Genomic DNA, 26,511 nt, shown 5'->3' on the forward strand with positions numbered 1-26,511 from the left:
AGTCATGGCGCGCACTGATCATCTTCCACTCTCAACTGATCCATCCACCAAGTTAATGCCTTGGTTGGTTGGATTTCTTGTGTTTATTGCGGTTCTTGCAACATCTGGAAGCATGCTTTTAACAGGTCTCGCTAACATGTGGGACAAAGGTTTATCAGGTGCTGTGACCATTCAAATCCCACCGCTTGAAGGTGACAGTGAGATTGAAACAGCTGCAAAAACAGAAAATATTCTTGAAGCCGTGCAAAAAACACAAGGCTTAGGTGAGGTACGCCTACTCCCAAACTCAGAGATCATTGCCTTACTCAGCCCATGGCTTGGGGATAATATAAATCCGGAAAATTTACCTCTCCCCCAACTTATAGAGGCTGAAATCGATGATTTGGAGCTGGTGGATTTCGAAGAATTAAACAGACGTTTACGTGCAATCTCACCCGGTGCGATTGTTGATAGCCATGACGTGTGGCGCGATCACATGATTGGCTTATTAAATATCCTACGCCTCGTCGGATTATCTGTTGTAGCTCTCGTCACTCTATCTGGCGTTATTATGGTTGTTTTTGCAACACGCGGCGGATTAGTTGCACATAACGAAGTTATTGAAGTTCTTCATCTAATTGGCGCCAGAGATTCTTTCATTGCACGTCAATTTCAATCCCATGTCTTTTGGGCTGCTTTGAAAGGCGCCATGATTGGGGCTATTCTGTCTTTCGGTGTTATTTGGGGGCTCGCCGAGATGGCTAATGACCTGACAGGCGATAGCAACCTATCCACCTTACCTGGTTTAGATACAATTCAATTGGTTATTTTGGGATCTATTGCCCCAATTGCTTCGTTCATTGCTATGTATGCCGCAAGGCGAACTGTTTTAACCACATTACAGAAAATCATGTAAACATGCCGTTGCTCAGGAGAAATAAGGGCCGCAAACGAAAGACTTTGGCCTTCGGTATCCTGATCATTGCATCATGGATTGTCGGGTTATTTTGGTTCATCGATAGCATTCCTAAGACGCCTCAAACTCCAGATCGGAAAACTGATGCCATTGTTGTGCTGACAGGAGGCACCTTACGCTTAGAAGAAGGTCTTGATCTCCTTGAACGTGGTCTTGCGGATAAGCTTTTCGTTTCCGGCGTACATCATGCTGTCAATGTAGAAGAACTCCTTCGTCTTTCCCGAGAAACTCCCTCCAAATTGGACTGCTGTATCACACTTGGATATGAAGCCGATAACACTCAAGGCAACGCTATGGAAACGGCTCTTTGGATGCATGAACAAGGCTTTAAGTCCATGCGCCTTATTACGGGTGGCTATCATATGCCGCGTAGCTTAATGGAGTTACAATATGTTCTTCCTAATACCGAGATCATTTTACATCCCGTTTATCCAGATCATGTAAAGCTAAATGACTGGTATTTATGGCCTGGTACAAGCTTATTAATCATTGGGGAGTATAACAAAACCATTTTCATCCCTATCCGCAGATTGCTAACCCGTTTAATCACTGCTAAAGACTAATCTCTAGATTATTAACATTGTTAACTTTGCTGACAGGTAAATCCCTTATGATAGCGATCCGATCTTTTTTATTTTTGATCCTATTTTATGCCTATATGGCCTTGATGTGTATTATCTCTGTCCCATTCCTATTTATGCCTCGGAATATTCTTCGTTATGTAGCCCATTATTGGTTAGGTGGATGTTTGGTGTTAGCGAAATACATTGCTGGCATAGATTATAAAGTCATTGGAAAAGAAAATTTACCTGCAGACGCCGCAATTATTGCCGCGAAACATCAAAGTGCCTGGGAAACACTAGCGATGCATTATCTACATTTTGATTCGGCCTATGTCTTAAAAAAGGAATTGCTATCCATTCCACTTTTCGGCCGTTATCTAAGCAGAATGGGCTGCGTAGCAGTTGATCGAAAAGCTGGCGCAAGCGCATTAAAGGATATGGTCACACAATCACATACCCTCCTAAACGATAATCGTTCGCTGGTTATTTTTCCACAGGGCACACGAACTGCACCGGGCCAAGATCGTCCCTATCATCCAGGTATTGCAGGCCTTTATACCCAAAATAACGTAGCTGTTGTACCTGTTGCTCTCAATTCAGGTCAATTCTGGGGCCGAAATGCGTTTCGAAAAACACCTGGTACAATCACAATCGAATATCTTGAACCTATTCAACCCGGCCTACCAAGACGTGAATTTATGAACTTACTTAAAGAACGTATTGAGACAGCAAATACGCGTATCGAAGAAGAGATTATTGAAAACCGCGGCTTCTAATAAAGCTTTTACGTTTCTAATTTTCAGAATTTTGCCTACACATCACTTGTGGATAACTTTGTGGGTAAAAAGTCATATAATTACAAATTATTAAATAAACACCATTTTTCAGTGCCTTAAGAATTATTCTTAAGATGAAAAATTTATATGATACTGAAAATTACTTAAAAAACATCCCAACATATTGAAGAAAAACAATATTATTACCTTCAATCAATATATTCGCATAATCCCCGGATTTCTATAGATCAAATTATTGATTAAATTCCTAAGCAAAATCAGGGTTTATTTCTATTGTTTAGGCTATCGCTAATATTATGTGGATAATTTAATCACGAAAACAAAAAAGCCCTGCAATTGCAGGGCTTTCTATCATCTATCAGAATTAAAATCTTAAATGTATTTTACTTCTTCAATTTCATATTCCTTGGAACCACCAGGTGTGTGCAATTCAAATGCATCACCTGCCGACTTGCCAATCAAGCCTTTTGCCAACGGTGATGCCAAAGAAATTTTACCATTGTTGATATCGGCTTCCAATTCACCAACAATTTGATACTCTTTTTCTTCATCAGTATCGCAATCAACAACGGTCACTGTTGCACCAAACCGAATGGTTTCACCCTCCATTTTAGACGGATCAATCACATCGGCACGGCTGGTCTTATCTTCCAATTCCAAAATGCGACCTTCAATGAAGCTCTGTTTTTCTCGGGCAGCATGATATTCCGCATTCTCGGATAAATCGCCATGTTCGCGCGCTTCCGCAATCGCCTGAATTACAGCTGGACGTTCAACAGATTTCAAATTTTTCAATTCTGCTTGAAGAGTTTCGTAACCCTTCAATGTCACGGGTACTTTATCAACCATGACCTATTCCACTTCACCAATTGATGTTGTTACATATCGTATACAACGGTTTTCTCTTTACAATCAGAACAAAAAAAAACATCCGCGGAACATCAATTCCACGGCTTGTTTCGAAATCTTCCTGATTTGATATTATTAAGATAGTTCATCTGAAAGAAAATTACAAGATATCAGTATATGGAATGAAAATATCTCGTATATTTCCTCCAAGGTGAGTTCGAAATCTGATTTAACATTCAGATACAAACCACCCTGGAGGATATATTTTTCACGGACGTTTTAGTCCTATTTATTCACCCTTACCATTCCAGACTTCACGATTAATATCTAGATCAGCATAATCATCAGGATTCAGAACAGGTCTGTCGACGCCTGCTTTCAGCTGTGCACTAAAGTCAACGATAAGACGTTTTGCGATTGGGAAAAGCATCAATAATGCCAACAAGTTGACAATCGCAAGAATGCCCATCATTGGATCTGAGAAGAAGAAGACTGATGTAGCTGCAGGTGCAACAGCACCAAGGAAAACAATTGCAACAAGCGCAACTTTAAACACATTTAATGCAACCTTACTTCTCGTCATCACGGTCATCGCATTCTCACCAAGATAGTAGTTATAGATGATTGAACTAAATGCGAATAACAATACAGCACCTGTCAGGAAGTATTGTGCCCACTCACCAAGATGAGAAACAAGAGATTGCTGTGTCAGTGCCACACCGTTTACATCCTGCGCCCCGGCAACATACACGTCACCCAACAAGATAACGAAAGCAGTACAAGAACAGATTACAATTGTATCAATGAATACAGAGAAAGATTGTGTAATCCCCTGACTGATTGGATGACGCACATCAGCTGTCGCTGCTACGTTTGGTGCAGATCCAAGCCCAGCTTCATTAGAGAACAACCCACGGCGTAAACCTTGGGCAATGGCTGCGCCCATGCCGCCACTGACAGCTTCTTCAAAACCAAGTGCATTGGAAACAATCATACCAATAACAGCTGGAACGTCAGTGATATTAATCACGATCACGATCAAGGCCATGAAGATATAGCCAAGAGCCATAATCGGTACAATCACATCACAAGTTTTTGCAATACGATGGATACCACCATAAACAATGATACCCGTACCCAATGCAAGTACGACACCCGTGATCATACGGTCGATACCTAGGCTGTCCTGTGCAGCACCTGCAACTGTATTACCTTGGAAGGCTGGGAAGCCGATACCAAAAGCCGCAATCAAACAAATCGCATAAAGAACGGCAAGCCATCGATAATCTTTACCTAGACCGTGTAAAATAGTCCGTGCTGGACCACCACGAAAGGTGCCGTCTTCCGCAGGTTCTTTAAATAATTGCGCTAAAGAACATTCAACAAGACTGGTTGCCATACCAACAATAGCGATCGCCCACATCCAGAAAACCGCACCCGGCCCGCCAAGAGTGATCGCCACGGCGACCCCTGCGATATTACCGCCACCGACACGACCCCCTACAGAAAGCAATAAGGCTTCACGTGCTGTAATGGCATTTGGATCCCCGGTTTGGTTTTTACCCTGTAAAACACGGAACATTCGGCCAAAATATTTGAACTGTACAAAGCCACTGGCGAAGGTAAAAAATAGACCCAAAACGACGAGGAACGGAATTAATGACCATCCCCATGTGAGGTCACCAATGGTTCCAAAAATTGTCTCAAGAAATTCCATTTGTATTCCCCTAACTCCTAATAATGATTACATATTCATCATTTTGCCTGGATCAGAAACGATTAATCCCAAGCAAACCCCACATAATTTGTATATACATGTTCGCTAATAAACGCAATTAATTAGAAGGCGAATCAATATTCGTAGAACTCAATAAAGAAATTTCGTGAGAAGCCATGTGCAATCTGCTCACAAAAAAACCCTCGCAAATGCGAGGGTTTTTCATGCGATCATACATGCTCGTAGAAACAGTTTTAAGTTAACTCAATGAGCTTCACTAAACTTAACCAACAAAATAGCTCTGCAAAGGTGCTACTTCGATATCTTGTGCACGCAACGCTTGAATAGCGCGTGCCGCCGCATGACAGCCAGACATAGTTGTATAATATGGTAAACCTTGTTTCAAAGCAGTTTGACGTAAAGACAAACTATCTTGCAATGACTGCTGACCTTCCGTTGTATTAAACACCAAATCAACTTTTCCATTGATCATTGCATCAACAATATGTGGGCTACCCTCTACGACTTTATTAATAGCCTCTGCGGCTACGCCATTTTCATTCAAATAACGCGCAGTTCCGATTGTAGAAAGAATATTCAAACCTTCATTAACCAACAGTTTTGCCGCATCCAGAACTTTTTCCTTGTCGGAATCTTTTACCGAGATAAAGACAGTACCTTCTTTTGGCAATTTCGCAGATGCACCAAGCTGCGCCTTCGCAAAGGCCATGGCAAAGTCTTTATCCAAGCCCATCACCTCACCTGTAGAACGCATTTCAGGGCCAAGCATAACGTCAACACCTGGGAAACGGTTGAACGGGAAAACAGCTTCTTTCACCGCGATATGATCTTTCAACGCTTTGGTCTCTAAATCAAAATCAACCAATTTCTCACCTGCCATGATACGTGCTGCAATTTTTGCAACCGGAAGGCCTGTTGCTTTTGCCACAAATGGTACAGTACGGGATGCACGCGGGTTCACCTCAAGGATGAAGATACGTTCACCTTGAACCGCAAACTGAACATTCATCAAACCGACAACATTCAATTTCTTAGCCATTGCTTCCGCTTGACGTTTCATCTCTTCAATCACGCTGTTGGACAAAGAGTATGGTGGTAAGGAACAAGCACTATCACCAGAGTGAATTCCTGCCTCTTCAATATGTTCCATGACACCCGCAACGAAAACTGTATCGCCATCGCAAAGCGCATCCACGTCAACTTCGATTGCATCTTTCAGGTAATAATCAATCAAGACAGGGCTATCACCGGATACTTTCACCGCGGTTCCCATATAACGCTCAAGCTGTTCGCGACTATGAACAATTTCCATCGCACGACCACCTAATACATAAGATGGACGGATCACAACAGGATAACCTATTTCTTCTGCAATTTCTGCGGCTTGTGCTTCAGTTGTTGCAATACCGTTAGGTGGTTGTTGCAAGTTTAATTCTTGAAGCATTTTTTGGAAACGTTCACGGTCTTCCGCCAAATCGATCGCATCCGGAGATGTCCCAAGGATCGGAATGCCCGCTGCCTCCAAGGCATGGGAAAGTTTCAATGGTGTTTGGCCACCAAACTGAACGATCACCCCAAGCAATTCACCAGATTCTTGCTCTTTCTGACACAAGGCAATTACATCTTCCGCTGTGAGCGGTTCGAAATACAAACGATCGGATGTGTCATAGTCCGTAGATACTGTTTCAGGGTTACAGTTCACCATAATGGATTCAATGCCTGTGTCAGACAACGCGTAAGCCGCATGTACACAGCAATAATCAAACTCGATACCTTGACCAATACGGTTTGGACCACCACCAAGGATTACAACTTTCTTGCGATCGGAAATATCGGCTTCACATTCCGCTTCGAAGAAACCGTCTCCTTCATAACAGCCATACATATAAGATGTTTGGCTAGGAAATTCCGCAGCACAAGTATCGATACGTTTAAAGACTGGCTTCACATCCAATTCTTTACGTTTTGCAAAAACATCATTGGCATCGCTACCAACCAATTCCGCCAAACGTTCATCAGAGAAACCGAGTTTCTTCAAGCGCAACAGACCTTGTCGATCTGTTGGTAGACCGTTTTTACGAACTTCTTCTTCCGCATCCACCAATTGACGTGTTTGTTCAAGGAACCAACGGTCAACCTTAGTTGCCTGATAAATGGTTTCATCATCCATACCATGACGCATTGCTTGGGCGATGCTCAAGATACGATCCGGTTCTGGACGGGAAATAGCGGCGCGGATCGCAGATTCATTCATACTACCGTCTTCGTTTACCGCATTTGGAATATGGATTTCGTTTAAACCTGTCAGGCCTGTTTCCATGGAACGAAGCGCTTTTTGAAAACTTTCCTGGAAACAACGACCAATGGACATTGCCTCACCTACAGATTTCATCGCAGTAGTTAGTAATGGTTCCGCACCTGCAAATTTCTCAAATGTGAAACGTGGCATCTTGGTTACAACGTAATCGATTGTCGGCTCAAAGCTGGCTGGCGTCACAACTGTGATATCGTTTTTCAATTCATCCAATGTATAACCACACGCCAATTTGGCAGCGATTTTCGCAATCGGGAAACCGGTCGCTTTAGATGCTAAAGCAGAAGAACGAGATACACGCGGGTTCATCTCAATCACGATCATACGGCCATTTTCAGGATTGATCGCGAATTGTACGTTAGAACCTCCAGTTTCAACACCAATTTCACGCAGAACCGCAATAGAAGCATTACGCATGATTTGATATTCTTTATCGGTCAATGTCAGAGCTGGGGCCACTGTCACGCTGTCCCCTGTATGAATACCCATCGGGTCAACATTTTCGATGGAACAGATGATAATGCAGTTATCCGCGCGGTCGCGAACCACTTCCATCTCGTATTCTTTCCAACCCAGTACAGATTCTTCAACCAAGACAGAGTTCACAGGAGACGCTTTTAAACCTGTTTCAAGCAGGGCTTTATATTCTTCAACATTATAAGCGATACCACCGCCAGTACCTCCCATAGTAAAAGAAGGACGGAAAATTGCTGGTAGGCCAACATAGTCAAGGCATGCCATACCTTCTTCAAAACTTTCAACTTGTTCCGATCTTGGACAATCCAAACCAATCTTAAACATTGCTTCCCGGAAACGCAGGCGATCTTCCGCCTTATCAATCACATCTGCATTTGCACCGATCATCTCAATATCCAAACGATCAAGCGTACCGTTTTCCTCCAGCGCCAATGCTGTATTTAAGGCTGTTTGCCCGCCCATTGTTGGGAGAACTACCAATTTATCATTGGGTCGTTCCGCTTTTTCACGCTCAAGAATTTTTGCAACGGCTTCTGGTGTAATCGGCTCAATATAAGTCGCATCAGCAGTGCCCGGGTCGGTCATAATAGTTGCCGGGTTGGAATTCACCAACACTACGCGGTAACCTTCTTCTTTCAAGGCTTTACAAGCTTGGGTCCCGGAATAATCAAATTCACAGGCTTGACCGATCACAATTGGACCAGCCCCAATAATCATTACGGAGTCTATATCGGTACGTTTTGGCATGGCGGTATCTGCTCTTTATCTTGTCAAAGTCTATGGATTGGGAATTTTCAAGTCCAACCCGGTGCAGTCATGCCTAGCGCCTATTTAAAAATTCTGAATAAGTTCAGAATACAAGGCCCTAAGCGGCTGTGATGTACAGCAATTAGCAGCATTTGACCAGATGTCTGAGGAATTTTTTTCAATTATTTTAGAAAAAAACTCAAAATGGCATTGTTTATGCGTTATCATAACCTTGATTGATAAAGTCGCTGCGTTATATTTTATAGTGCAATTTAGAAAGTAAGAGTGGAGAAAACTCTTATTTTAACGAGCTTTTTTTATGAGTGATGCAGAAGATCAAACAGACGACCAGGCAGAAAATTCCGACAAGGAAGATGAAGAAACCGTAATGGACGCCTTCCAACGGAAGGAAAAAGAAAAAGCGGCGCGCCTGGAAGCAATAAATGAAAAAGATGCAGAATTGAAAATTCTGCATGCAGGCCTACGTGAAGCTCAAGCACGAATAAAACGTATCCTAGAACTCCAAAAACATATGGGTAAACATCCTGATGTGGATGGAAAACATGCCATTTCAATGTGCATTTCAGCCCTTGCAAGATATGACGATGAGAAAGCAATTAGAAATGCGCTAAATGCTTGCCTCCTATATTTGAAAAATCGTAAAGAACGCGAAGAATATGAAATTAAAGAAGCAAAACGGCAAAAAGAATTAGATGCCAAACGAGAGGAAGAAGCCTCTAAAGAAAAAAAATCATTAGGCAGCTTCTTTAAGAGATCTAAGAAATAAGTTGCTATCCGTTATTGGAACTTTGCAGAAGCTCCCTCTGCCCAACCAATTGCAGAAATATTTTTAGTAATACTTGCATCACTATTAGCATCTGTCGCCACAATGGCTAAATTATAATTGCCGCTTCTAAATAAGGACAAACCCATTTCATAGATAAAATCCTGACCTTCATCTAACGATACAACTTTATCATCAGCCAAAAGATCACTTTTTCGAATAACATCATGATTATTACTAGAAATAGAAACAGAAAAAGCCAAAGCAATATCAGAGAGATTTTTCATCAAAATCCTTAAACCGCATACATCAGGATCATCTTGCCAATCTTGATTAAAGGCTGCGTTAACTTCAAAAGCCGTCAATGACGTATCACGATATTTCCGCCCGGCACAGCTTCCACCATCTGCTGTTTTCATTTCAAATAACTGAAATGCAAGCTGATCTTTCAGCTGACTTGGTTTCACTATTTGCGTAGGCATTTCGTCTTGTTGAGACAATTGCCCGGAAGTTTCTTTGATGTCTTTATCATCTTTGTCGGGCGTTAAAACTTCTTCAGCCGGTAAAGATGCCCAACCTCCAGCTAATATTGTACCGGTTTCAACCATATTAGAATCTATTGCAGGCGTGATCGGTTCAAGATTTTCTTTTACTTCTGCCTTTTTCACATCTTCCTTCGTAGGGGCAAATATAACTTCTTCCGACCGATCTTGGTTAATAAACTGATCCAAATATCCTGTCTGATAGGCTAAAACACTACCCGCTGCAACCATAGCAGTCACAATACTGCCAAACACAATTTTTTTACTTTGCCCCTTATCCAAAATCGTTGAAGCTTTATCTTTTCGAGCACCTGAAATCATCTCAGATGCCATCTCAACCGGTAATACAGGAATATCAAAATCATTTTCCAACTGAGGTATATCTTCTACCGGTAAAACAAAACCAACCTTTGCCCCCTTCATTCTTAATTCTTTCAGCAAATCTGCCGCATGATTTAATTTTTGTTGAATATGAGAAACACTATGCACTGCTTCATCCCGTGCATTCACGGCACCAGTCACCAGCCAGACCTGATCAGCCGCCTCTCCCTGCATAGCCAGTTCGTTTTTTTCCATCAAAGCATGTGCCAGATAGACACCCAATTGCCAACTTTCCCCATTTGTAATACTTGCCGACACATCCATACGATAAGACTTATGTCCGGTCATGCGTTCAATAACCCCAGTGGGTTTGCGCACAAAGGCATGATATCCACGCGTAATCGGTAATGCTTCTGTGGATCCATTCAAACAAACAGCACAAGCTACATCCGGATCCTCAGAAACCAGACTTTGAATTTCAGATGGGCCTTCACTTGTGGCGATTAAAATACGGGTCTTCATGAGTTCAAGAATACCTCAGAAGCAGCATCCCGGAGAGTTTTGACAAAGTCATCTTCTTCTTCCGCCAAAAACTGGAAAACACCGTCAACAGATAACGGTAAGATTTTTTTCAAATATTCACCCTGACCAGACTTCAACGTGATCGCTGTCGGCGCCTGCTGAAAGGCATCTTCCATTTTCAATATAATATAAACTTGTCCGCTTTGTGCACGAGAATGCTTAATCTGAATGGTAAATCCATCCCCTTCTCTACTTGCCAACGCACCTGAGCTCGCTGCTGCTGCTCTTGGGAATTGATAAATTACGCGCTCAGAAAGAAGTTGGTCTAATGCCGATTGCAATTTTTCGTCTTGCTTCAACGCCTTTTGAAGTCCCGACGTCATACCGATATTCGCATCAGTTGCAAATTGATAGACATCGCCAAACCCATAACGACGTTCACGGTTTTCATCTATCATTTGTCGGCGAATGCCATCTATTACAGATAAACCCGAAAAACGTTCTTCAGTTCTACGCTTTTCATCTTCATTTAATAAATTCCAAGACATGTTATGCATGTCCTCCATAAATTCTGTAGAAACGTGCTGCAAAACGAGGCTTATCCTCATCATAACATAAAGACGCATCTACTTGTTGTATTGCTTTTAGAACCCGATCATATTTCCGATGAATCAAACCCAAGCAATCAGCCCCTTGTTCAAACAGGTCAGCCATTGTTGGATCATCAAGAACGGAATCCTGGAATCCTTGTCTGTTAATGTTATGGAAGGCTTTGCGCGCTTTTCCTAGTAACTCAAAATCTAATTCAATCGTTTCATCAGAATTTTCTTTGGCACCTATGTTATTCACCACATAAAGACTGGCTAACTGTGTGTTTCGCAAGCTATTCGACAGCTTTTGCCCAATGACGAGTTGATCTTCATAGTTTGTTTTACTGCTATCTTCACATAAAGCCTGAAAACGATCAGCATTCAGCTTATTTCTCAATCCTTGACTAATACGAGCTTGCCCTTGCCCAAAAGTTACGGAGCGCAAATAAGATAGAGCCCAACGGGATATTTCTTCGGTTCGATCAAGTATATCTGCAAGATGGTCTAAATCTTTTTTACCAATAAACTTCACTTGATCCAAAGGATCTTCTTGCAGCAATTCAAGAATACTATTTCCTTCTTCTGCAACGCTCAGTCCTTCTCCTCCAATACGATCTAAATTTGCTTCATGCGCTTCGGTTCCAAAAATCTTGGCGTCACTTACGTCACGTTTTGAGAGAGTTTCACGAATAGCTTGCGCATATCGGGTGAAATCATCAAAAACCGTTGTAAAACGAATAAAATCAGATGCGTCAGACCCGTTTGATAAATCTTGATCCTCCCAAAAGGCCATAATTGTTTCGTCATTAATTTCAGCTAAATCGAACCCTTCCCCTAAATAGCCATTTAAGAAAGTCAAGATATGACGCATCTTTTTCTGCCCTTGAGAAGAAGGTAGATGTTCACTTAAAAAAGCATAGCATTTAGAAAATAGGCTATTTGAAATATCGGATAATTCACGATGAGTAAGATCAGGTTTTCTAAGTCTGGCAAGATCATCTTGCATTTCAACAAAACCGATCGCATTTACCATAAAATCAAATAATGCTGCCAAATATGGCATACGCCCCGTTTTAACTTCGAATTCTTTATTGTCAGAATATCTGAAATTCAGCACATTACCTTCAATATAAAATCCGTCTGACAATCGTTTTGAATTTTCATGGGCTGCTAAAACAGATCGAAACCCAGATGGCGTTGCGGGATCTGCCATCCAAAAAACATTTACCGCTTCCCCACGACGATCCAGAATTCCAAAACCACGAAGCAAATGACACAGCTCATATATCCCGGATGCAAATCGACGTTCAGCAACATCTTTTAGTAAAGCCCAAATATCAGCTTGTCGATATCGGCGGCCATTCAGTCCTTCTTGATCTGCTAAGGCTTCAAAGATACCTGCCAATGAATCGCTGACGCCACCATAGCCATAAAAACTAGCTGTATTTAAATTTGAGTTCATCCCTAAAGACCCATTCCCCTTAAAACCTCAATTACCATATAATTTGCTATAAACTTGTTGAAGTAAAAACAAAAAAGGTCCGCGATCCCCTTAATCATCACGAACCTTTTTATCTTAAGAAGATTATCTTGAGGTTTCAACTCTCACATAAAGCGCTTCTTTTCATTGACATTCAATTGGGAATTCACACGTTTTAAGCTGTCTTGGAACTTTTTACGCAATGTCGAAAAATTTGAACTCTCATTTGATAGACCATCAGTAGAAGATAGATAGCCATATCCGTCAAAGATTTTTTCCTCTTTAAGTTCACCTTCCAAGATACGATCTGCCGCTTCCAAATATTCACGCCAGTTACGGTCTGTCTTTGGCTCTTCTAATAACCAATAAGTATCTGCAAAATGAGTTGAACCTTGTTTTTCCCAAGTGAAGCGTTCCGACCTTGCTGAACCAGCTATGGCAGCTTTTACTTCAGCGCTGGCCAATACAATCTCACTACGGGCATATTGACGCCAAAACTTCGTAACTTTCTTTACATATTTACGGGTGTAACTATGGGCAATAGCATTTGCGCCGCGCCCCTTCAAAGTACCGCCATTGTAGTGAGACAAAGCCAAATCCCATTTATTGCCATATTGATTATAAAGCTGATGCAAAAAGCGGATACCCAGTCGAATGTTTAAACGTGGATTCCATAATTGATCTGCCGCGACACCGAATTCACCTTTTGCGGTCGCCGGCATAATTTGCATCACACCGCGCGCACCAACATGACTTTTTGCCATAGTATTGAAATTGGATTCAACACGCGCCACCGCCAATGCCAATGCAACTGGTACGACACCATCTCGTTCAGCTTCCTGAACTATGATCTGCTTAATCTCATTCTTCGTGTAACCACCATTTGTGCGTGCAGCAAAAGCGCTGTCAACAAAACTCATAGTGATTGCAAAACCTATCAACAATGCGCCAAGCACACCTGTAATAGCACTAAAAAGATGTTTATCTTTTTCAGGTTTTCTAGATGCTAAGGGTTTCATCTTTCTTTCCTTCCTTAATAATTTTATTTCTGTCCAAATTCAGCCGACAAACGGGTCAACCATCTTTGATCCAATGCGGAAATCACAAGTTTTTCTGTTGGAATTTTGCTACGAATATTCATCGCTTCTGCCATTGGTAATTCAGGATCCAAAGCCAAAATCACACGTGATTGTTCATCAAAAGAAATCTGCGTAATCATAATCGGCCTCATCTCGGCATCTATGAATTCACCTTGGTAATAGATTACCAATTGATCTTTTTGCTGAACGGTTGATATCGCCGAAGAATTCTCCGATTGATCTGGCTTGGCGGGTGCTAAAGCTGCTGCGACAAAAGGATTACTTTCGTGTTTGGCTTGTGAAACCTCAGCGGTTCCTGCGCCCATAGAAACAAGTGTTAAAATCATAATGGCAAAAAAACCCATCGCTAAAGCCAAGGCAATTTCTGTCATCGCATTATCGCCAGTGACGGAATGGTGAGCGTTTGATGTTTGGAACTGAGCCATCTGGTGATTTCCCATCTAATTATAAACTTCAACGGACAGTTATCTGAAATAAACCAGCGTCCTTCGCTTATACGCAATGAAAGGTTTGGGAATTTTTTTGTGACCTTTAGAAAATAAAAATTTCATTTTTTACTTTTTAAAAACAAAGAAACCATTGCCTGAATTTTATAGATTATTAATATAGAGGCATTAACAGGTATTTAGGTCGTTAAAAATTAGGGGGAAGGCGAGGCAAAATTCGCGGGCAGATTAAAAAATTTCCAAAAAATTATCTGATGCTCAAAAAATACATCCTAGCCCTTCCATCACAGGTTCAGATTAAAAATTTGAACTCGAATCTTGGAGTAGAAAAATGAAACAATTGAGCAAATGGGTTAAAACATCCGTCGTCGCTGCAATGGCAGTTGGCGCGGTAGGAATAACAGGCCTTTCCAATCAAGCGGAAGCTGCCGTACAACAAACCAAAATCCCAGTTTTAGTAATGGGGGAAGATTCTGATCCAACTACTGTGAAACGTTCCAGTGACATCTTTAAACGCGTCATGGCTGGCTTGAAAGACAGCATGTCCCGTTACGGTTTCCGCATGATGGATGAAGAGTTTATGGCTGTGGAACTTGGATGGAAAATTACAGAACGCCGCCCAAAAACAGAATTAATTGAGGCTGCAAAATTGGCAAACGCTGCGTCAAAAGCAAATACCCGCAGCCGTGCTATGGTTCTATTCCGTGTTCATGCGACATTGAAAAAATTAAGCTTCTCCAACAAGGTAACAACCCGTATTGATGGCGAAATTTATGATGTGAACAACAATAATTTCTTAGGTACATTTGAATTAAGCCCACAAGCTTATCCAGCGCCGGCAGATTGTGATTCCATCTGTATTTCAGAAGTTGTAGGCGCAAAAGCACGTGTTATCGCTGAAGATCTTGGTAATGTTTTGGCGAAGAAACTGGATTATTTACATACTGATGGTTCCGCATCTGGATCTTCTGTTTCCGGTGGTTCCAGTGGCAATGGTTCAATCCCGTCTTACGCGGAAAGCAACATTCCAAATGCCTATACTATTAATTTGAAATATTTCGATACACGCGAAGCATTATCAATTATTGGTGTAATGTCTGACGAATTCCCAGGCTATAAAGGTCATGAGTTACTTTCAAAAGGCTCTGTCAATCGTTCCTACGAATATATGACCATTGCAAAATCTTCCAAGTTGGAAGAATGGATTACAATTCTGCTTATCGATATGGGTTTTGATATTGATCGCCACATTGAGATTATGATCCAGGGGAATGAGATTACAGTGAATAAACTGAATGCGACCCCAGAACGTGCCCGTTCCGAAGATGAAACCAAACGCTTCAACTAAGTTTTAATCTTCCGCTCTTCCTATCACTCGAAGGGCGGAAGACATCTTAAATTGTTGAAATGAATTGTACCCTAATTCTTTAAAGACTAGCCGTTCAAAAGGACAAGAAAATGACTTTAAAATCCATTTCAAAAGTAATTTTCGGGATTTTGGCATTGTCTCTTTTGGCAGCCTGTGCCCCGAAAAACCAAGAATTCTCCGGCCGTAATACAGTACCTGTTATGATTTTAGCCGAAGATGAAAGTGGTAATTCTTTGCCGCGAAGCAGCTTGGTTCACAAACAAATCATCGCAAAGGTTCAACGCCAACTTTTACGTCAGGGCTTTACCGTCAAAGATGGTGATTTCGTATTATCAGATGCAGGTATCACACAATTTGACCGCATGACCAAAAGCGAGATTATCGAAGCTGCAAAATTGGCCAATGGTTCCGCCTCTGCATCACGTCGCGCCCGTGCTTTAGTTTTGGTTCGTGTGTTTAGCCATTCTCAAAATGCATCCTTCTCAAATATCGTGCATACACATTTGGAAGGTGAGATTTATGATCTTAAAAACAATAGCTATATGACGGGTTTTGATACACCAGTGAAAAAGTTTGGTGCGCCAACAGATTGTGATATGAGTTGTGCAATCACCGTGACCAGCCGCGAAACAGCTCCTTTGGCAGATGATTTAGGCAGCGTATTAAGTCGCAAACTCGCTGCATTGGTTGACGGGCGTCAAATAGCCAATGATCAACCACGTAATACAACATCCAGTAGCCATCTTGCCAAAAAAGATACCTATGTTTTCAATTTAGTTGGTTTTAATACTGAAGAAGCATTGGAAATCATGCGCGTGATGAGCAAAGAATTTCCTGGTTATCAATCCCATGATCTGATTGCACGTAACAATCAACAATGGACTTATGAATATCACAGCAAAGCCAATTTTGGTAAGTTGGAGAAATGGGTCAGTATTCTGTTAATCGATATGGGATACGATCCGGATCGCGAAGTGGATATCAAATTCGCTAATAACAACTTCACCTTAAATTTGAAAGAAGCACAAATTCCATCTCCAAGTGGATCAGGCACGAAACCAACAGGTTCTGCCCGCTTCCAGTAAAATTCTGAAGTCTGAACTTATGAAACCCTCTAAATACTCTTTAGGGGGTTTTTCTTTGAAAAATTTTATTCAAATTTATTTATAGATTCCAATTCATTACAGATTTGAATATTTTTTTTATCTCTATGTCAAAAAATAGCGGCCTAGCCCCTTCATTGCATATTCAGAAAGAATTTGATGCAGAAAGGACTGCTATTATGACTAAGTTAAATACATCATCGCTAACTTCCAAAGCAATCTTGTTTGCAGGGGCTGTAACAGTTCTTGCCGCATGCCAAACAACCACCCAAGAAGCGTCCAATGAAGGTATTGATTATCGCCAAGCACGCTTTGAGGAAGTTGCAGCAATGCGAGACTATCGTGACTGTATTGCCGAAGCTCTAACCTTAGATCAACAAGCACGCACCAATAAATCCGCAGGTCAATATATTGCATCTGCCAAGATGGTACAGACATGTGAATCCGGTTTAGGCCCAAATGTCGCAGGTATCGCAGTCGAAGAACGCATGCGTGCCTATGGTCTATCCATCCAAAACTACCTGAAAGGCGGTGATATCGCTGCAGCCCAAAAATCTTTAGATAACTTCACAACGGCCTTTCCAGGTAAGGATTTATACTACGCCGATGGGTCTTCTTTCACAGAAACCATGAGTGCCCTTTTAAATCGCGAAGAAGCCTCCTCCTTCGGGCAATTCTCCATGCTGAATGTCAGCAAAGATTTAAAACAGGAAATGCGCCGCAAAACATATTGGAGCACAAATTAAGCACCACAAAAAATAAGAAGAGCCGCTTAAAACTTGCCCCACAGGAGACAGAAAATGTTTAAAACATCTAAATTCGGAAAGACATTGATTTACAGTGCAGCTTTGGCCGCAATTGTGATGTCCACAACACCAGTAACAGTATTTGCATCTACCGCGGATTGGGCACCAACCGCGAGTGAGAAACTGGTTAAAATGCCAGCAACTTATTTGAAACGCGCCGTTGAACGTGATTTCGCAAGTTCCGCTTTAGCCTCTGCATTAAGTGAAAATACGGACACTATGGCTGCCAAGAAAGCTTCGTTGAAAGATTTGCAGGAAGCAGCAGAAATGGCAGAAGGTGATTTGCGTATTGAGTTACAGCATCAATATCTGGCAGAGAAAAAAGCCTATATCCGTTTAATGGGTGAACGTCAGGATATGCAACGTAAACATGCAGAAACACGTATTAAGTTTTATCAACGCTTGTTACGTAAACTTGAACGCAACAACCAAGGTACAACACCTGAAACACAGGCTTTGATCCAACAACAGGAAGAAGCAAAACAACGTTTCAGTGCCATGTCTGACAAAGTTGATATGGAAGTTTTCGGTGAACCTGGCGCCAAGCGCAGTAAGTATTCTGTTGATTATGCGAAAAATGAATTGGCTTTGAAACAGTTAGCCGCGGCTATCGAAGGCCATCCGATGAACCAATCAGCTCAAATGGATGGGGAGCCAATCTCTAAACAAGACTATATCAAGCGTTTAATTCAGGATGGTGAATCCGAAGTCGCCCTTATTGATCAGAAAGATGAATTGCTTGGCTATATGGCCAAATTGGTAGCCTTAGACGCAATGGCCCTTGCTGAAGAAGTAGAAGAAATCCAGTTGGGTGGTTTGGCGGAATCTTTGGAAGAAGATCAAAGCCCCTTTGATCCGGCGGATAACGTCGATCTATTCTTAAACTAATTGTTAAAGCATCTAGCTCATTTTAATGACAGGAGACTGATCATGTTGAAAAACAAAGTAACACAAACCTTAACTGCATTAGGTATTACAACCTTTGCTACTTTATCCATTACGTCTGCTCATGCAGGTAGTTTGGAAAACCTGGAACGTGAACGTGCGGAAATCATTCAGACATTGTTAAATCCCTCTATTTCCGCGGAACAACGTGCAAATAAAATCAATACATCTAAACACCGTTTGGTTGATATGGAACGTATGGTTCTGCGTGACAAAACATTGGAAGGAAAAAACACACCGGAAGTCCGTGTAGCTTTTCAAAATTACGACCTTACCTTCCTTGCCCATTCTTCCATCGAGAAAGATGTTTCCATGATGGATCTCTGGTTGGAGCAAATGGGTATCACAACCAATAGCGTTATGAATGCCCATGTAGGCCGCCAATAAGAAATCCATAAATCCGAGATAGAGGAACTGGTTATGTCAGATATGTCACTTACACAAGATACTGTCGAAGCTGAAATTGTTGAAGCACCTCAACCGAAAAAATCTGCAGAGGCTTTAAACAAATTACGCTTCGTTGCCGGAAATCTATCTCGCACCGTGAGTTACTTCCTAGGCTTAACAGTCTTGGTTTTGGGTGGCGCCGTCGCCATAACCAAGACATCCGTGACGGAAATCGCATCTTGGGCAGAGAGTATCTTGGGGTATGGTTTTATCGGCCTTCTTGCGATTTTAATTGCGGGCAGTTTATTTAGCCTCGCCAATATGACACGCCAAAAGAATATGGCGAATTGTAACCTTTGGCTTGAAACGGGTTTGCATATGGCTGGTGGTATTACCACATTGGCCCTGACATTCACCTTATTGGGGATCAGCCTTGGTATTGGTGGATTATCCGAACAAGCCCTTACACCAGAAACTGTTCAAGACGTCATTCGCAGTCTGACAGCACAATTCTCATTGGCATTTATGACGACTGTTATTGGTTTACCAACTGCCGCTTTGTTACGGGGGGCGCTTCTCATCAGTCATGCACATATCATGACCAAAAACAGTGAAGCGATATTGGAAAACCAAGCTTAACCAATCACCATCTGATAAATTATAAGGATGAAGATCATGAAATTTCTAATCTTTAATATCACCGTCGCAGCTGCTTTAGGTTATCTTGTTTTTGGTGAAGAGCTAGGTCTTACTTCGGCTAAAGACGAGTTTGCTGCTAGCACAGCACCGGAACTTAACGAAGCAAAAGAAACATTGGCATCACTGAATGCGGAGGATTTGCGCCCATTGATCGCTGAAATGATCACGGCCAGTCAGGAAACAAACTCTCAGCCCTTATCTGAAGACGATATTAAGACAATTGTTGCAACTGCCGTTGCCGATGCATTAGCCAATCAACAAATGCCTGCATCTATCCAAGAAAGCATCGTTGAAGCGAATGAAACACCTTATGTTTCACAAGTTGATGACACAACAAGTGATCTCATCGAAGAAGAGTTGCCAACAACTGTGGTAAAAACACCTGTCACACATGCGCCGTCTGTTGAAACCGGGGGCTTAGGAATACCAGAAAATAGCAATATGCCTGTTCAAATTGCTGCTGCCTCTAACAATGTTCAATTGGCAGAAGGGGAAACAATGATGACCCCACAATCTCGTCAGAAAGAATTAGATAAATTGGTTAATAGCCTGGAGTTAATGTTTCTAGATTTGTCTAACTAAGAATTTAGAGACAATTCTTATGCATCGTGCTGGAGAAAATAAATGGGTAAAAAGTTTGATAAGAAAGATCTGATCGGAATGGTGACAATGCTATGCCTTGCCACTCTTCTGATCATCAAACTTTCCCCAAATATCGCAGAAAAACCACGTGATACACCTCAACCTGCGCCTGAAGGAAAATTCACAGAGACGCCGTCTATTCCCAAACTCGACATTTCCGAACTTCCACAAATGAACATGGCGGCAATTACACTACCCGAACCACCACCAATGGAAGTATCTGAGGATCTTACACCTGATCCAATTGAAGAAGTGACACAAGAGGTTATGGCCCATACGCCACCAAAAGAAGAAATTACTTCAGCAAAAATCAAAACTATAAAGCCATTGCAAGTTCAGTCTAATGTGGAAAAACCCACATTGGTAAAATCTACCTTACAAGTATCCGAAACAGCACCCTCAAAACAAACCGATCAATTTAAGGTAACAACGCTTAAAGAGACCGCAGATCATAAACCGTCGGATCAACCTGTTGAAAAGGTAAAGCCCTTATCTGAAATGACCGAAACTAGATCTGATGAACAAACGAAGCATCAATCAACATGGATGGCAGAACCAGGACTGGATAAATCCGATCTAGATAGTCTAAGAAATCAATCACTTAAACCACAGAATGACCCGACTGCTAAAGAGTCCCAAACTGCCCGTGCGACGATCACAGCAAGTATTAAAAACCGTGAAGCCGTTCAAACAGGCCGAAGCTTATTGAAAGTGTTGGAACATGGACAAGGACCAGCCATTCAAATTATTTGGCCTGAAGATGCTCAAAGCCGTGAGCGCCTTTATGCGCATCTCACACAATGTTATGGCATGGTAAGTGCCATCCTGACACAATCAACTTTTTATAAAGCAGATGAAGCAGGTAGCTGGGATTTAAATCCGGATCTCTATAGTGGTTTCTTACGCCAACCATCCGGCCGCCTACCAAGTGAAGAACGCACACAACTTCGCCAGATCCAGCGTCAGAATAATTTGCACGGCAACTTACCGCCTGTCCGTCTATTCCCACGCCAATCTGACGCAATCTTACTTGGCGGGCTTCAACAACTGATCGGAGATCAATATTTAAAAGCCAATGATATTCAGGGCAGATATGCCTTAAGTAATGGCAAATTACATCTGGAAAATATCCGTGTTGATGGTATATCGGTGAGCGGACGCATTGATTTCACCCCGCTCTATAGAAATTGTGGAGGCTGGGCATGAAATATATATCCATCCTACATCTTGTATGCCTTAGCGTCCTTACTGTTATGATATCCGCCTGTAACTCTACCCGTGAGACACATTATCAGGGGAAAGAAATTTCAACCTCTTTCTTCCAACGTGAAGTCCAGTTTGAACTAGAGGAAGAATATTTCCGACAAGCACCTGAATGTATTACAGTTCTACCGATTGTTGATGAAAATGGTACAACCCTTAAAACTTCAAAAACGATCGAAGCTGCCTTTACCCGACATCTTTATAGCAAAGTAAACCGGGTCATTGGCCCACAAGACCGTGACACACTTAGTCGTCAATTGGCGTTTGATCTCAACCATCAATCAGATCGTCAGGTTTGGAAAGCCAATCGAAATTGTTATCATTTCATCTCGCTACATCCGTTGGATGATCAGGGGAATTATCTTTTCTTTTGGTCGCGTAAAGCCGTAGGTGTTGAGGCACGAATCACGACTAATGGAAGTGATGATATTTTATGGCGCGGACGTCATATAGCTGATCGTCATAATGGTGGTTTACCTTTAACACCACTTGATGCAGCTGTTGCTATTTTTGAAGCAAATAGTCTCGCATTTGACGATGATATACATCATTCCTTGGCAGATGATTTAGCACGTCGTATTCTAGCCACACTTCCAAACCTTCGTGATCCGCTAAGCAGCTATTAAGAAACATGAAATTTAAATCTTTACTTCTAGGTCTTTCCTTAACACTTGTTCCTTTTTTAACGCAAATCGCTTTTGCCGAAGAGGCAGACACAACAAAGCAGTTAAACAAGCTGGCACGTAATATCACCAATGATATCTTTGCCTATCGCGAAGGTGTCAAAATCGGATTTCGTCCTTTCTTCAAAGGTGAAACTTCTTTGAACCCACAGGCCGCTGATAAGCTTTACCTTCAGTTTTATACGGCGTTGAATAAATACAAAGATTTTGGTGAGTTTCATTATATCGACCAACGCCATATGAAGGAATTGCTGCAGGCACGTGAAGAATATTATATGGCAAATCCGACTAAATTGTTGGAAGCTGCACAAGCTGATATCGAAATCATTTGTCACCCGCAAAGCTTAGCGAATGCAATTCGGCTTTCTTGCGTAGCGTCAGATTTACAAAATGCCATTACCTATTCTACACGCGAGATTGAAGTCCCTTTCGATCTTCAAAAAGAAGGGGCTACCGATTACAAATATGCGTTGGAAAATTTGGCTCTAAATCTAGCACCACAAGTTTCTGATCTACATTCAACCTATCGCCCTGTCATTGTTGATATGCAAAGCGGACGCGAAACCGAATTGTCTCAGCTTTTGGGAAACAGACTGTCTGGCGAATTACAGAAACAAGTTGGAAAAATTTATAAATCTGCTCTTGAAAGTTACGAAGCCAACAGAGTTCTAAACGATGCATTAAAACCACCTGCAAAGTTATCCCAACAATACAGCTTAAAAGGCGAACTTAACAAAACTAGCGTCGATGTATACGAATTACATGTGACCCTGCAAAATAATGGAAAAATTGTGACTTCTGGCAGTCGTCTTATCAAAGCCTCTTCTTTGCCAAAAACAGAAGTGACAAATGTGAACCATAATTTGGGTCAAATTTTTACAGCGACAGGCGAAGCAATTATTTCTGATAAATTAGATGCAGATGCCGCCAGACGTGGTGCCATTAATCTTGCCCGTGCCCGGGCAGTTTCTCAGGCATCCGGTTTGCCCGCCCCTGCTTTTGAAAAAATTGCCACTGAAGCCGAAGCCTCTCTTATTCTACTAAATAGTTTAAAATTCGGCATTCCGATCAAGGAAAGTATTGTTGATCTGGCTGCGACAAACAACGGAAAAAATATTGCAATTGAATTACATGCGGAAGTCAAAGCCATTGGCACGAAGTTATCACCGACTATTCAAGCCAAGCTAAATAAAACATCTTATAAAGCGGGAGATAAAATCCATATCAATCTATCCTCTGCAGGACATACAAATGTGGGTATTTACGGCTGGTTTGCAGATGGCAGCATGATCCGTATCTATCCGACCAAAGATCAACAAGCCGTTGCCTTAACCAAAGGGCGCCCTTTGATCTTGCCTCGCCCTGATGAGCCACAATTAATGACAGCACCCATGCCAATCAGAGGTAATAAAGAAGATCAGGAAGCTATCGTAATCATTGCCAGCAACGAATATTTCGACTTCCAATCCTTAGCACCACGCTTAGGGGAAAGCATAAATCAGACCATAGAAAAAGCCGCCACAGCGGGCGACTTTTTCGACAGATTAGGCAATATGGACTTGAGTCGGGTCAGTTTAACCATATTGCCTTATCAGGTGCATAACTAATTTCAGTGGGTGGAGGAAATTATTTAGTTAAGCACCCTTTTAATGATGTAGATAAATTCTGCATCAATTCAAAATACTGATTACCACCTGTTTCTAAACCAAAACCGATTGGATCTAACTCGCCGGTTTTCAAGTTGGTATCCTCCTGAAGAACCTTTACTAATTTTGGTTTAAATTGTGGCTCTGTGAAAACACATTTTACATTGTTATGTTCGACAAATTCACGCAATTCAGAAAGACGTTTTGCGCCAGGTTTTCTCTCAGGATCAAGTAAAACAGCACCTGCCGGTTTCAAGCCATAGCTGTCTTCGAAATACTGATATGCATCATGGAATACCAAATAGCTTACATCCCCTAATCCTGCCAATTGAGCAGATAAATCCTGATCTAGCTGCTCAAGCTTTGCAATAAGGGCAGTTTTTCTTTCTGCCAAACCGTCTTTCAATTCTGGGGAATGCGCTACAAGCTGTGCTTCCATTGCATCAACCATCATCTTTGCATTTTTGACACTCAACCAAAGATGCGGATCATGTGCATGTCCATCACCAGAGAAATGTTCCTCATGCCCGTGTTCATCGTGATGTTCTTCATGTTCGGCATGTTTTTCATGATCATGGTCGTCATGACCTTCATGTTCGGCGTGATCATGGTCCTTATGTTCTTTTTCATCATGCGCATGATCTTCGTGACCATGGTCATCATGGCCGTGTTCCTCATGTGCATGATCATCGTGACCATGTTCGTCATGATGTTCTTCAGCATGGTCTTCATGCCCGTGATCATCATGCTTTTCCTCTGCATGATCGTCGTGGTCGCCATGACCGTGGTCGTGATCATGATTATGACCTTCTCCCCAGACACCACCTTCACGGATTTCCAACAGATGAATTCCTCTGATCTCTTCCAATGTCAGGATGTGATCATCCTCAACATTTGAATGAAGAACTTTCTGGATAGAGCTTTCCAAAACAGGGCCCACCTGAACAACCATATCTGCCTTTGTCAACTTACGAACATCGCTTGGCTTCAAAGTACGACCATGTGGTGTCGCGCCAGAGTTTGACAATGGTTGCACCTCTGCCAAATCACCAACCAAAGCTTCAGCCAAACCTTGAATGGGTGGAATTGTTGTCACAATCAACGGTTTGTCCGCTGCATATGCGGATGACAACATGGAAGAAGAGAGTAAACCAGCAGCCAAAGCGGCCATAAATTGTTTCTGCATCATAAACCTATTTCGGAAAAATCAATTAGTCATGTTTTGTTATAACATAACAATTTTAGGTGCAAGTCATTTTTATTACCAACATAAATAGAGATGAAAATACGTGTAAGCTTGAACAGAATGCTTGCGCCGCCTATATGATATTTCTATGCTAATTTCCAATCGGATTGACTTAGAAAGAAAGACAAATTCATGGGTTCTATTATCTGGCTGATTTATACAGTGATTAATCTTTATATTTACGTATTGATCGGCAGCGCAATTCTAAGCTGGTTAATTGCCTTCAATGTGGTGAATACGCGTAATCAATTTGTAAACCAGATTGGTCAATTCCTTTACAAAATTACCGAACCCGCCTTACGTCCAATTCGCAAGGTAATCCCATATATCGGCGGCATTGATATCTCACCAGTTGTGTTGATTTTACTATTGATGTTTGCACAACGCCTATTGATTGAATTTGCAGGTCGCATCTAAGGAAAAGATAGACGTTATCCGGCTGAAATGCGTCGCAAAAAAAGAGGGTTTCTATAGCTTGGAACCCTAAGATGCAAACAGTGTGAGAATTCCGTGTTTCTATCTGAAACACATTAATCCCCTGCGCCTCTACGTGAGGCGCTTTTATTCTATATTGTCATCAAGGGACTTATAAATATGTCTGACGCAAAGATTATTGACGGTAAAGCCTTTGCCGCAAATATCCGCGAAAAAGTTGCTGCGGGTGTTGAAAAATTGAAATCTGAAAACGGCATCACACCGGGTTTGGCTGTTGTTTTGGTGGGTGAAGATCCTGCCTCTCAAGTTTATGTACGCAACAAAGGCAAACAAACTGTCGAAGCCGGCATGGAAAGCTTTGAGTTCAAAATGTCTGAAGACACAACTCAAGACGCTTTGTTGGCAAAAGTAGAAGAATTGAACAATGATCCAAAAGTAAACGGTATCTTGGTTCAGCTTCCTTTGCCAAAACATATTGATGAAGAAGCTGTTTTGTCTGCAATCAACCCGGACAAAGATGTTGATGGTTTCCATGTAATCAATGTGGGCCGTTTAAACACTGGCATGGCTGGTGGCCTTGTTCCATGTACTCCATTGGGTTGTATCTTGATGTTGCGTGATCATTTCGATGGTGATCTATCAGGTAAAAAGGCCGTTGTTGTAGGTCGTTCCAACATTGTTGGCAAACCAATGTTCAACTTGTTGCTTCAAGAAAGCTGCACCGTGACAGTTGCCCATTCCCGTACAGCTGATCTACCTGCAGAAGTTGGCGCAGCTGACATCGTCGTTGCGGCTGTTGGCCGTCCGGAAATGGTTAAAGGCGAATGGTTAAAAGACGGTGCTGTTGTGATCGACGTTGGCATTAACCGTATCGAGAAACCAGAAGGTGGCACACGTTTGGTGGGTGATGTTGACTTTGCATCTGCTGTTGAAAAAGCATCTGCAATTACCCCTGTACCAGGTGGTGTTGGCCCGATGACAATCGCATGCCTATTGGTAAATACATTAACAGCTGCTTGCCAACAAAATGGCCTAGAAGCACCAAAAATGTAATAGCGATTT

At 41.9% G+C, this 26,511-nt stretch carries 25 protein-coding genes; 16 read left to right on the forward strand and 9 right to left on the reverse strand.

What is annotated here, in order from left to right:
• Positions 1 to 4: 4 nt before the first annotated feature.
• The 3 genes from ACOQOA_RS08780 to ACOQOA_RS08790 are packed head-to-tail and all read left to right on the forward strand — an operon-like array spanning position 5 to position 2,294.
• A complete protein-coding gene (locus ACOQOA_RS08780) occupies positions 5 to 895 on the forward strand; it encodes a cell division protein FtsX (protein WP_420548269.1) in 891 nt (296 codons plus the stop codon).
• 2 nt (positions 896 to 897) lie between these two features.
• Positions 898 to 1,518, forward strand: a complete 621-nt coding sequence (locus tag ACOQOA_RS08785; RefSeq protein ID WP_420548270.1) for a YdcF family protein — start codon at positions 898 to 900, stop codon at positions 1,516 to 1,518.
• A gap of 47 nt (positions 1,519 to 1,565) precedes the next feature.
• The gene (locus tag ACOQOA_RS08790; protein ID WP_420548271.1) at positions 1,566 to 2,294 is read left to right on the forward strand and encodes a lysophospholipid acyltransferase family protein; all 729 of its coding nucleotides are present in this window, start codon (positions 1,566 to 1,568) and stop codon (positions 2,292 to 2,294) included.
• Between the two features lie 393 nt (positions 2,295 to 2,687).
• On the opposite strand, the gene greA is transcribed toward ACOQOA_RS08790, so the two are convergent.
• The 3 genes from greA to carB form a co-directional block, all read right to left on the reverse strand.
• Positions 2,688 to 3,164 (reverse strand): transcription elongation factor GreA, encoded by a 477-nt coding sequence (gene greA / locus ACOQOA_RS08795; RefSeq protein WP_155153496.1) that lies wholly within the window; start codon positions 3,162 to 3,164, stop codon positions 2,688 to 2,690.
• A gap of 289 nt (positions 3,165 to 3,453) precedes the next feature.
• Positions 3,454 to 4,881, reverse strand: a complete 1,428-nt coding sequence (locus ACOQOA_RS08800; RefSeq protein WP_420548272.1) for an alanine/glycine:cation symporter family protein — start codon at positions 4,879 to 4,881, stop codon at positions 3,454 to 3,456.
• Positions 4,882 to 5,164: 283 nt separating this feature from the next.
• Complete coding sequence (gene carB / locus ACOQOA_RS08805) at positions 5,165 to 8,440, reverse strand: carbamoyl-phosphate synthase large subunit (RefSeq protein WP_420548273.1); 3,276 nt, start codon at positions 8,438 to 8,440, stop codon at positions 5,165 to 5,167.
• 319 nt (positions 8,441 to 8,759) lie between these two features.
• Between carB and ACOQOA_RS08810 the strand changes: the two genes are divergently transcribed.
• Positions 8,760 to 9,227, forward strand: coding sequence for a hypothetical protein (locus tag ACOQOA_RS08810; protein ID WP_420548274.1), 468 nt, complete (start codon positions 8,760 to 8,762; stop codon positions 9,225 to 9,227).
• 11 nt (positions 9,228 to 9,238) lie between these two features.
• Here ACOQOA_RS08810 and ACOQOA_RS08815 read toward each other — a convergent pair whose 3' ends face one another.
• The 5 genes from ACOQOA_RS08815 to ACOQOA_RS08835 all read right to left on the reverse strand — a co-directional run bounded on the left by ACOQOA_RS08815 (position 9,239) and on the right by ACOQOA_RS08835 (position 14,204).
• Positions 9,239 to 10,609 (reverse strand): hypothetical protein, encoded by a 1,371-nt coding sequence (locus tag ACOQOA_RS08815; protein WP_420548275.1) that lies wholly within the window; start codon positions 10,607 to 10,609, stop codon positions 9,239 to 9,241.
• A complete protein-coding gene (locus ACOQOA_RS08820) occupies positions 10,606 to 11,157 on the reverse strand; it encodes a hypothetical protein (RefSeq protein ID WP_420548276.1) in 552 nt (183 codons plus the stop codon). The genes ACOQOA_RS08815 and ACOQOA_RS08820 overlap by 4 nt, the downstream gene beginning before the upstream one ends.
• 1 nt (position 11,158) lies before the next feature.
• On the reverse strand, positions 11,159 to 12,661 hold the full coding sequence (locus tag ACOQOA_RS08825) for a hypothetical protein (protein ID WP_420548277.1): 1,503 nt from the start codon (positions 12,659 to 12,661) through the stop codon (positions 11,159 to 11,161).
• A gap of 143 nt (positions 12,662 to 12,804) precedes the next feature.
• Entirely contained in the window at positions 12,805 to 13,698 is an 894-nt protein-coding gene (locus ACOQOA_RS08830) for a lytic transglycosylase domain-containing protein (protein WP_420548278.1), read from the reverse strand.
• Between the two features lie 23 nt (positions 13,699 to 13,721).
• Positions 13,722 to 14,204 (reverse strand): hypothetical protein, encoded by a 483-nt coding sequence (locus ACOQOA_RS08835; RefSeq protein ID WP_420548279.1) that lies wholly within the window; start codon positions 14,202 to 14,204, stop codon positions 13,722 to 13,724.
• A gap of 352 nt (positions 14,205 to 14,556) precedes the next feature.
• Here ACOQOA_RS08835 and ACOQOA_RS08840 point away from each other — a divergent pair, with 352 nt between their 5' ends.
• From ACOQOA_RS08840 to ACOQOA_RS08885, 10 genes are all read left to right on the forward strand, one after another.
• The gene (locus ACOQOA_RS08840) at positions 14,557 to 15,573 is read left to right on the forward strand and encodes a hypothetical protein (RefSeq protein ID WP_420548280.1); all 1,017 of its coding nucleotides are present in this window, start codon (positions 14,557 to 14,559) and stop codon (positions 15,571 to 15,573) included.
• 110 nt (positions 15,574 to 15,683) lie between these two features.
• Positions 15,684 to 16,679 carry a hypothetical protein gene (locus ACOQOA_RS08845; RefSeq protein WP_420548281.1) on the forward strand — a complete coding sequence of 332 codons (996 nt, stop codon included), beginning with the start codon at positions 15,684 to 15,686 and terminating at the stop codon, positions 16,677 to 16,679.
• Between the two features lie 197 nt (positions 16,680 to 16,876).
• Entirely contained in the window at positions 16,877 to 17,443 is a 567-nt protein-coding gene (locus ACOQOA_RS08850; protein ID WP_420548282.1) for a hypothetical protein, read from the forward strand.
• A gap of 54 nt (positions 17,444 to 17,497) precedes the next feature.
• A complete protein-coding gene (locus ACOQOA_RS08855; RefSeq protein ID WP_420548283.1) occupies positions 17,498 to 18,391 on the forward strand; it encodes a hypothetical protein in 894 nt (297 codons plus the stop codon).
• A gap of 42 nt (positions 18,392 to 18,433) precedes the next feature.
• The gene (locus ACOQOA_RS08860; RefSeq protein WP_420548284.1) at positions 18,434 to 18,835 is read left to right on the forward strand and encodes a hypothetical protein; all 402 of its coding nucleotides are present in this window, start codon (positions 18,434 to 18,436) and stop codon (positions 18,833 to 18,835) included.
• Positions 18,836 to 18,868: 33 nt separating this feature from the next.
• Positions 18,869 to 19,474, forward strand: a complete 606-nt coding sequence (locus ACOQOA_RS08865; RefSeq protein WP_420548285.1) for a hypothetical protein — start codon at positions 18,869 to 18,871, stop codon at positions 19,472 to 19,474.
• A gap of 36 nt (positions 19,475 to 19,510) precedes the next feature.
• Entirely contained in the window at positions 19,511 to 20,116 is a 606-nt protein-coding gene (locus tag ACOQOA_RS08870; RefSeq protein ID WP_420548286.1) for a hypothetical protein, read from the forward strand.
• 42 nt (positions 20,117 to 20,158) lie between these two features.
• Positions 20,159 to 21,382, forward strand: coding sequence for a hypothetical protein (locus tag ACOQOA_RS08875; RefSeq protein ID WP_420548287.1), 1,224 nt, complete (start codon positions 20,159 to 20,161; stop codon positions 21,380 to 21,382).
• Positions 21,379 to 22,065, forward strand: coding sequence for a hypothetical protein (locus ACOQOA_RS08880; RefSeq protein ID WP_420548288.1), 687 nt, complete (start codon positions 21,379 to 21,381; stop codon positions 22,063 to 22,065). Before ACOQOA_RS08875 ends, ACOQOA_RS08880 begins: the two co-directional genes overlap by 4 nt.
• Before the next feature lie 5 nt (positions 22,066 to 22,070).
• Positions 22,071 to 23,729, forward strand: a complete 1,659-nt coding sequence (locus ACOQOA_RS08885; RefSeq protein ID WP_420548289.1) for a hypothetical protein — start codon at positions 22,071 to 22,073, stop codon at positions 23,727 to 23,729.
• 19 nt (positions 23,730 to 23,748) lie between these two features.
• On the opposite strand, the gene ACOQOA_RS08890 is transcribed toward ACOQOA_RS08885, so the two are convergent.
• On the reverse strand, positions 23,749 to 24,957 hold the full coding sequence (locus ACOQOA_RS08890; RefSeq protein ID WP_420548290.1) for a zinc ABC transporter substrate-binding protein: 1,209 nt from the start codon (positions 24,955 to 24,957) through the stop codon (positions 23,749 to 23,751).
• Positions 24,958 to 25,146: 189 nt separating this feature from the next.
• Between ACOQOA_RS08890 and ACOQOA_RS08895 the strand changes: the two genes are divergently transcribed.
• On the forward strand, positions 25,147 to 25,431 hold the full coding sequence (locus ACOQOA_RS08895; RefSeq protein WP_420548291.1) for a YggT family protein: 285 nt from the start codon (positions 25,147 to 25,149) through the stop codon (positions 25,429 to 25,431).
• A 177-nt stretch (positions 25,432 to 25,608) separates the two neighbouring features.
• Positions 25,609 to 26,502 carry a bifunctional methylenetetrahydrofolate dehydrogenase/methenyltetrahydrofolate cyclohydrolase FolD gene (gene folD, locus ACOQOA_RS08900; RefSeq protein WP_420548292.1) on the forward strand — a complete coding sequence of 298 codons (894 nt, stop codon included), beginning with the start codon at positions 25,609 to 25,611 and terminating at the stop codon, positions 26,500 to 26,502.
• The last annotated feature ends 9 nt before the right edge of the window (positions 26,503 to 26,511 follow it).

It is taken from the genome of Curvivirga sp., assembly GCF_965219885.1.
Taxonomy (GTDB): domain Bacteria; phylum Pseudomonadota; class Alphaproteobacteria; order UBA8366; family Aestuariispiraceae; genus Curvivirga.

Coding starts and splice junctions, on each gene's coding strand:
- ACOQOA_RS08780 (WP_420548269.1), top strand. CDS start 5: ATGGCGCGCACTGATCATCTTCCACTCTCAACTGATCCATCCACCAAG.
- ACOQOA_RS08785 (WP_420548270.1), top strand. CDS start 898: ATGCCGTTGCTCAGGAGAAATAAGGGCCGCAAACGAAAGACTTTGGCC.
- ACOQOA_RS08790 (WP_420548271.1), top strand. CDS start 1,566: ATGATAGCGATCCGATCTTTTTTATTTTTGATCCTATTTTATGCCTAT.
- greA (WP_155153496.1), bottom strand. CDS start 3,164: ATGGTTGATAAAGTACCCGTGACATTGAAGGGTTACGAAACTCTTCAA.
- ACOQOA_RS08800 (WP_420548272.1), bottom strand. CDS start 4,881: ATGGAATTTCTTGAGACAATTTTTGGAACCATTGGTGACCTCACATGG.
- carB (WP_420548273.1), bottom strand. CDS start 8,440: ATGCCAAAACGTACCGATATAGACTCCGTAATGATTATTGGGGCTGGT.
- ACOQOA_RS08810 (WP_420548274.1), top strand. CDS start 8,760: ATGAGTGATGCAGAAGATCAAACAGACGACCAGGCAGAAAATTCCGAC.
- ACOQOA_RS08815 (WP_420548275.1), bottom strand. CDS start 10,609: ATGAAGACCCGTATTTTAATCGCCACAAGTGAAGGCCCATCTGAAATT.
- ACOQOA_RS08820 (WP_420548276.1), bottom strand. CDS start 11,157: ATGTCTTGGAATTTATTAAATGAAGATGAAAAGCGTAGAACTGAAGAA.
- ACOQOA_RS08825 (WP_420548277.1), bottom strand. CDS start 12,661: ATGAACTCAAATTTAAATACAGCTAGTTTTTATGGCTATGGTGGCGTC.
- ACOQOA_RS08830 (WP_420548278.1), bottom strand. CDS start 13,698: ATGAAACCCTTAGCATCTAGAAAACCTGAAAAAGATAAACATCTTTTT.
- ACOQOA_RS08835 (WP_420548279.1), bottom strand. CDS start 14,204: ATGGCTCAGTTCCAAACATCAAACGCTCACCATTCCGTCACTGGCGAT.
- ACOQOA_RS08840 (WP_420548280.1), top strand. CDS start 14,557: ATGAAACAATTGAGCAAATGGGTTAAAACATCCGTCGTCGCTGCAATG.
- ACOQOA_RS08845 (WP_420548281.1), top strand. CDS start 15,684: ATGACTTTAAAATCCATTTCAAAAGTAATTTTCGGGATTTTGGCATTG.
- ACOQOA_RS08850 (WP_420548282.1), top strand. CDS start 16,877: ATGACTAAGTTAAATACATCATCGCTAACTTCCAAAGCAATCTTGTTT.
- ACOQOA_RS08855 (WP_420548283.1), top strand. CDS start 17,498: ATGTTTAAAACATCTAAATTCGGAAAGACATTGATTTACAGTGCAGCT.
- ACOQOA_RS08860 (WP_420548284.1), top strand. CDS start 18,434: ATGTTGAAAAACAAAGTAACACAAACCTTAACTGCATTAGGTATTACA.
- ACOQOA_RS08865 (WP_420548285.1), top strand. CDS start 18,869: ATGTCAGATATGTCACTTACACAAGATACTGTCGAAGCTGAAATTGTT.
- ACOQOA_RS08870 (WP_420548286.1), top strand. CDS start 19,511: ATGAAATTTCTAATCTTTAATATCACCGTCGCAGCTGCTTTAGGTTAT.
- ACOQOA_RS08875 (WP_420548287.1), top strand. CDS start 20,159: ATGGGTAAAAAGTTTGATAAGAAAGATCTGATCGGAATGGTGACAATG.
- ACOQOA_RS08880 (WP_420548288.1), top strand. CDS start 21,379: ATGAAATATATATCCATCCTACATCTTGTATGCCTTAGCGTCCTTACT.
- ACOQOA_RS08885 (WP_420548289.1), top strand. CDS start 22,071: ATGAAATTTAAATCTTTACTTCTAGGTCTTTCCTTAACACTTGTTCCT.
- ACOQOA_RS08890 (WP_420548290.1), bottom strand. CDS start 24,957: ATGATGCAGAAACAATTTATGGCCGCTTTGGCTGCTGGTTTACTCTCT.
- ACOQOA_RS08895 (WP_420548291.1), top strand. CDS start 25,147: ATGGGTTCTATTATCTGGCTGATTTATACAGTGATTAATCTTTATATT.
- folD (WP_420548292.1), top strand. CDS start 25,609: ATGTCTGACGCAAAGATTATTGACGGTAAAGCCTTTGCCGCAAATATC.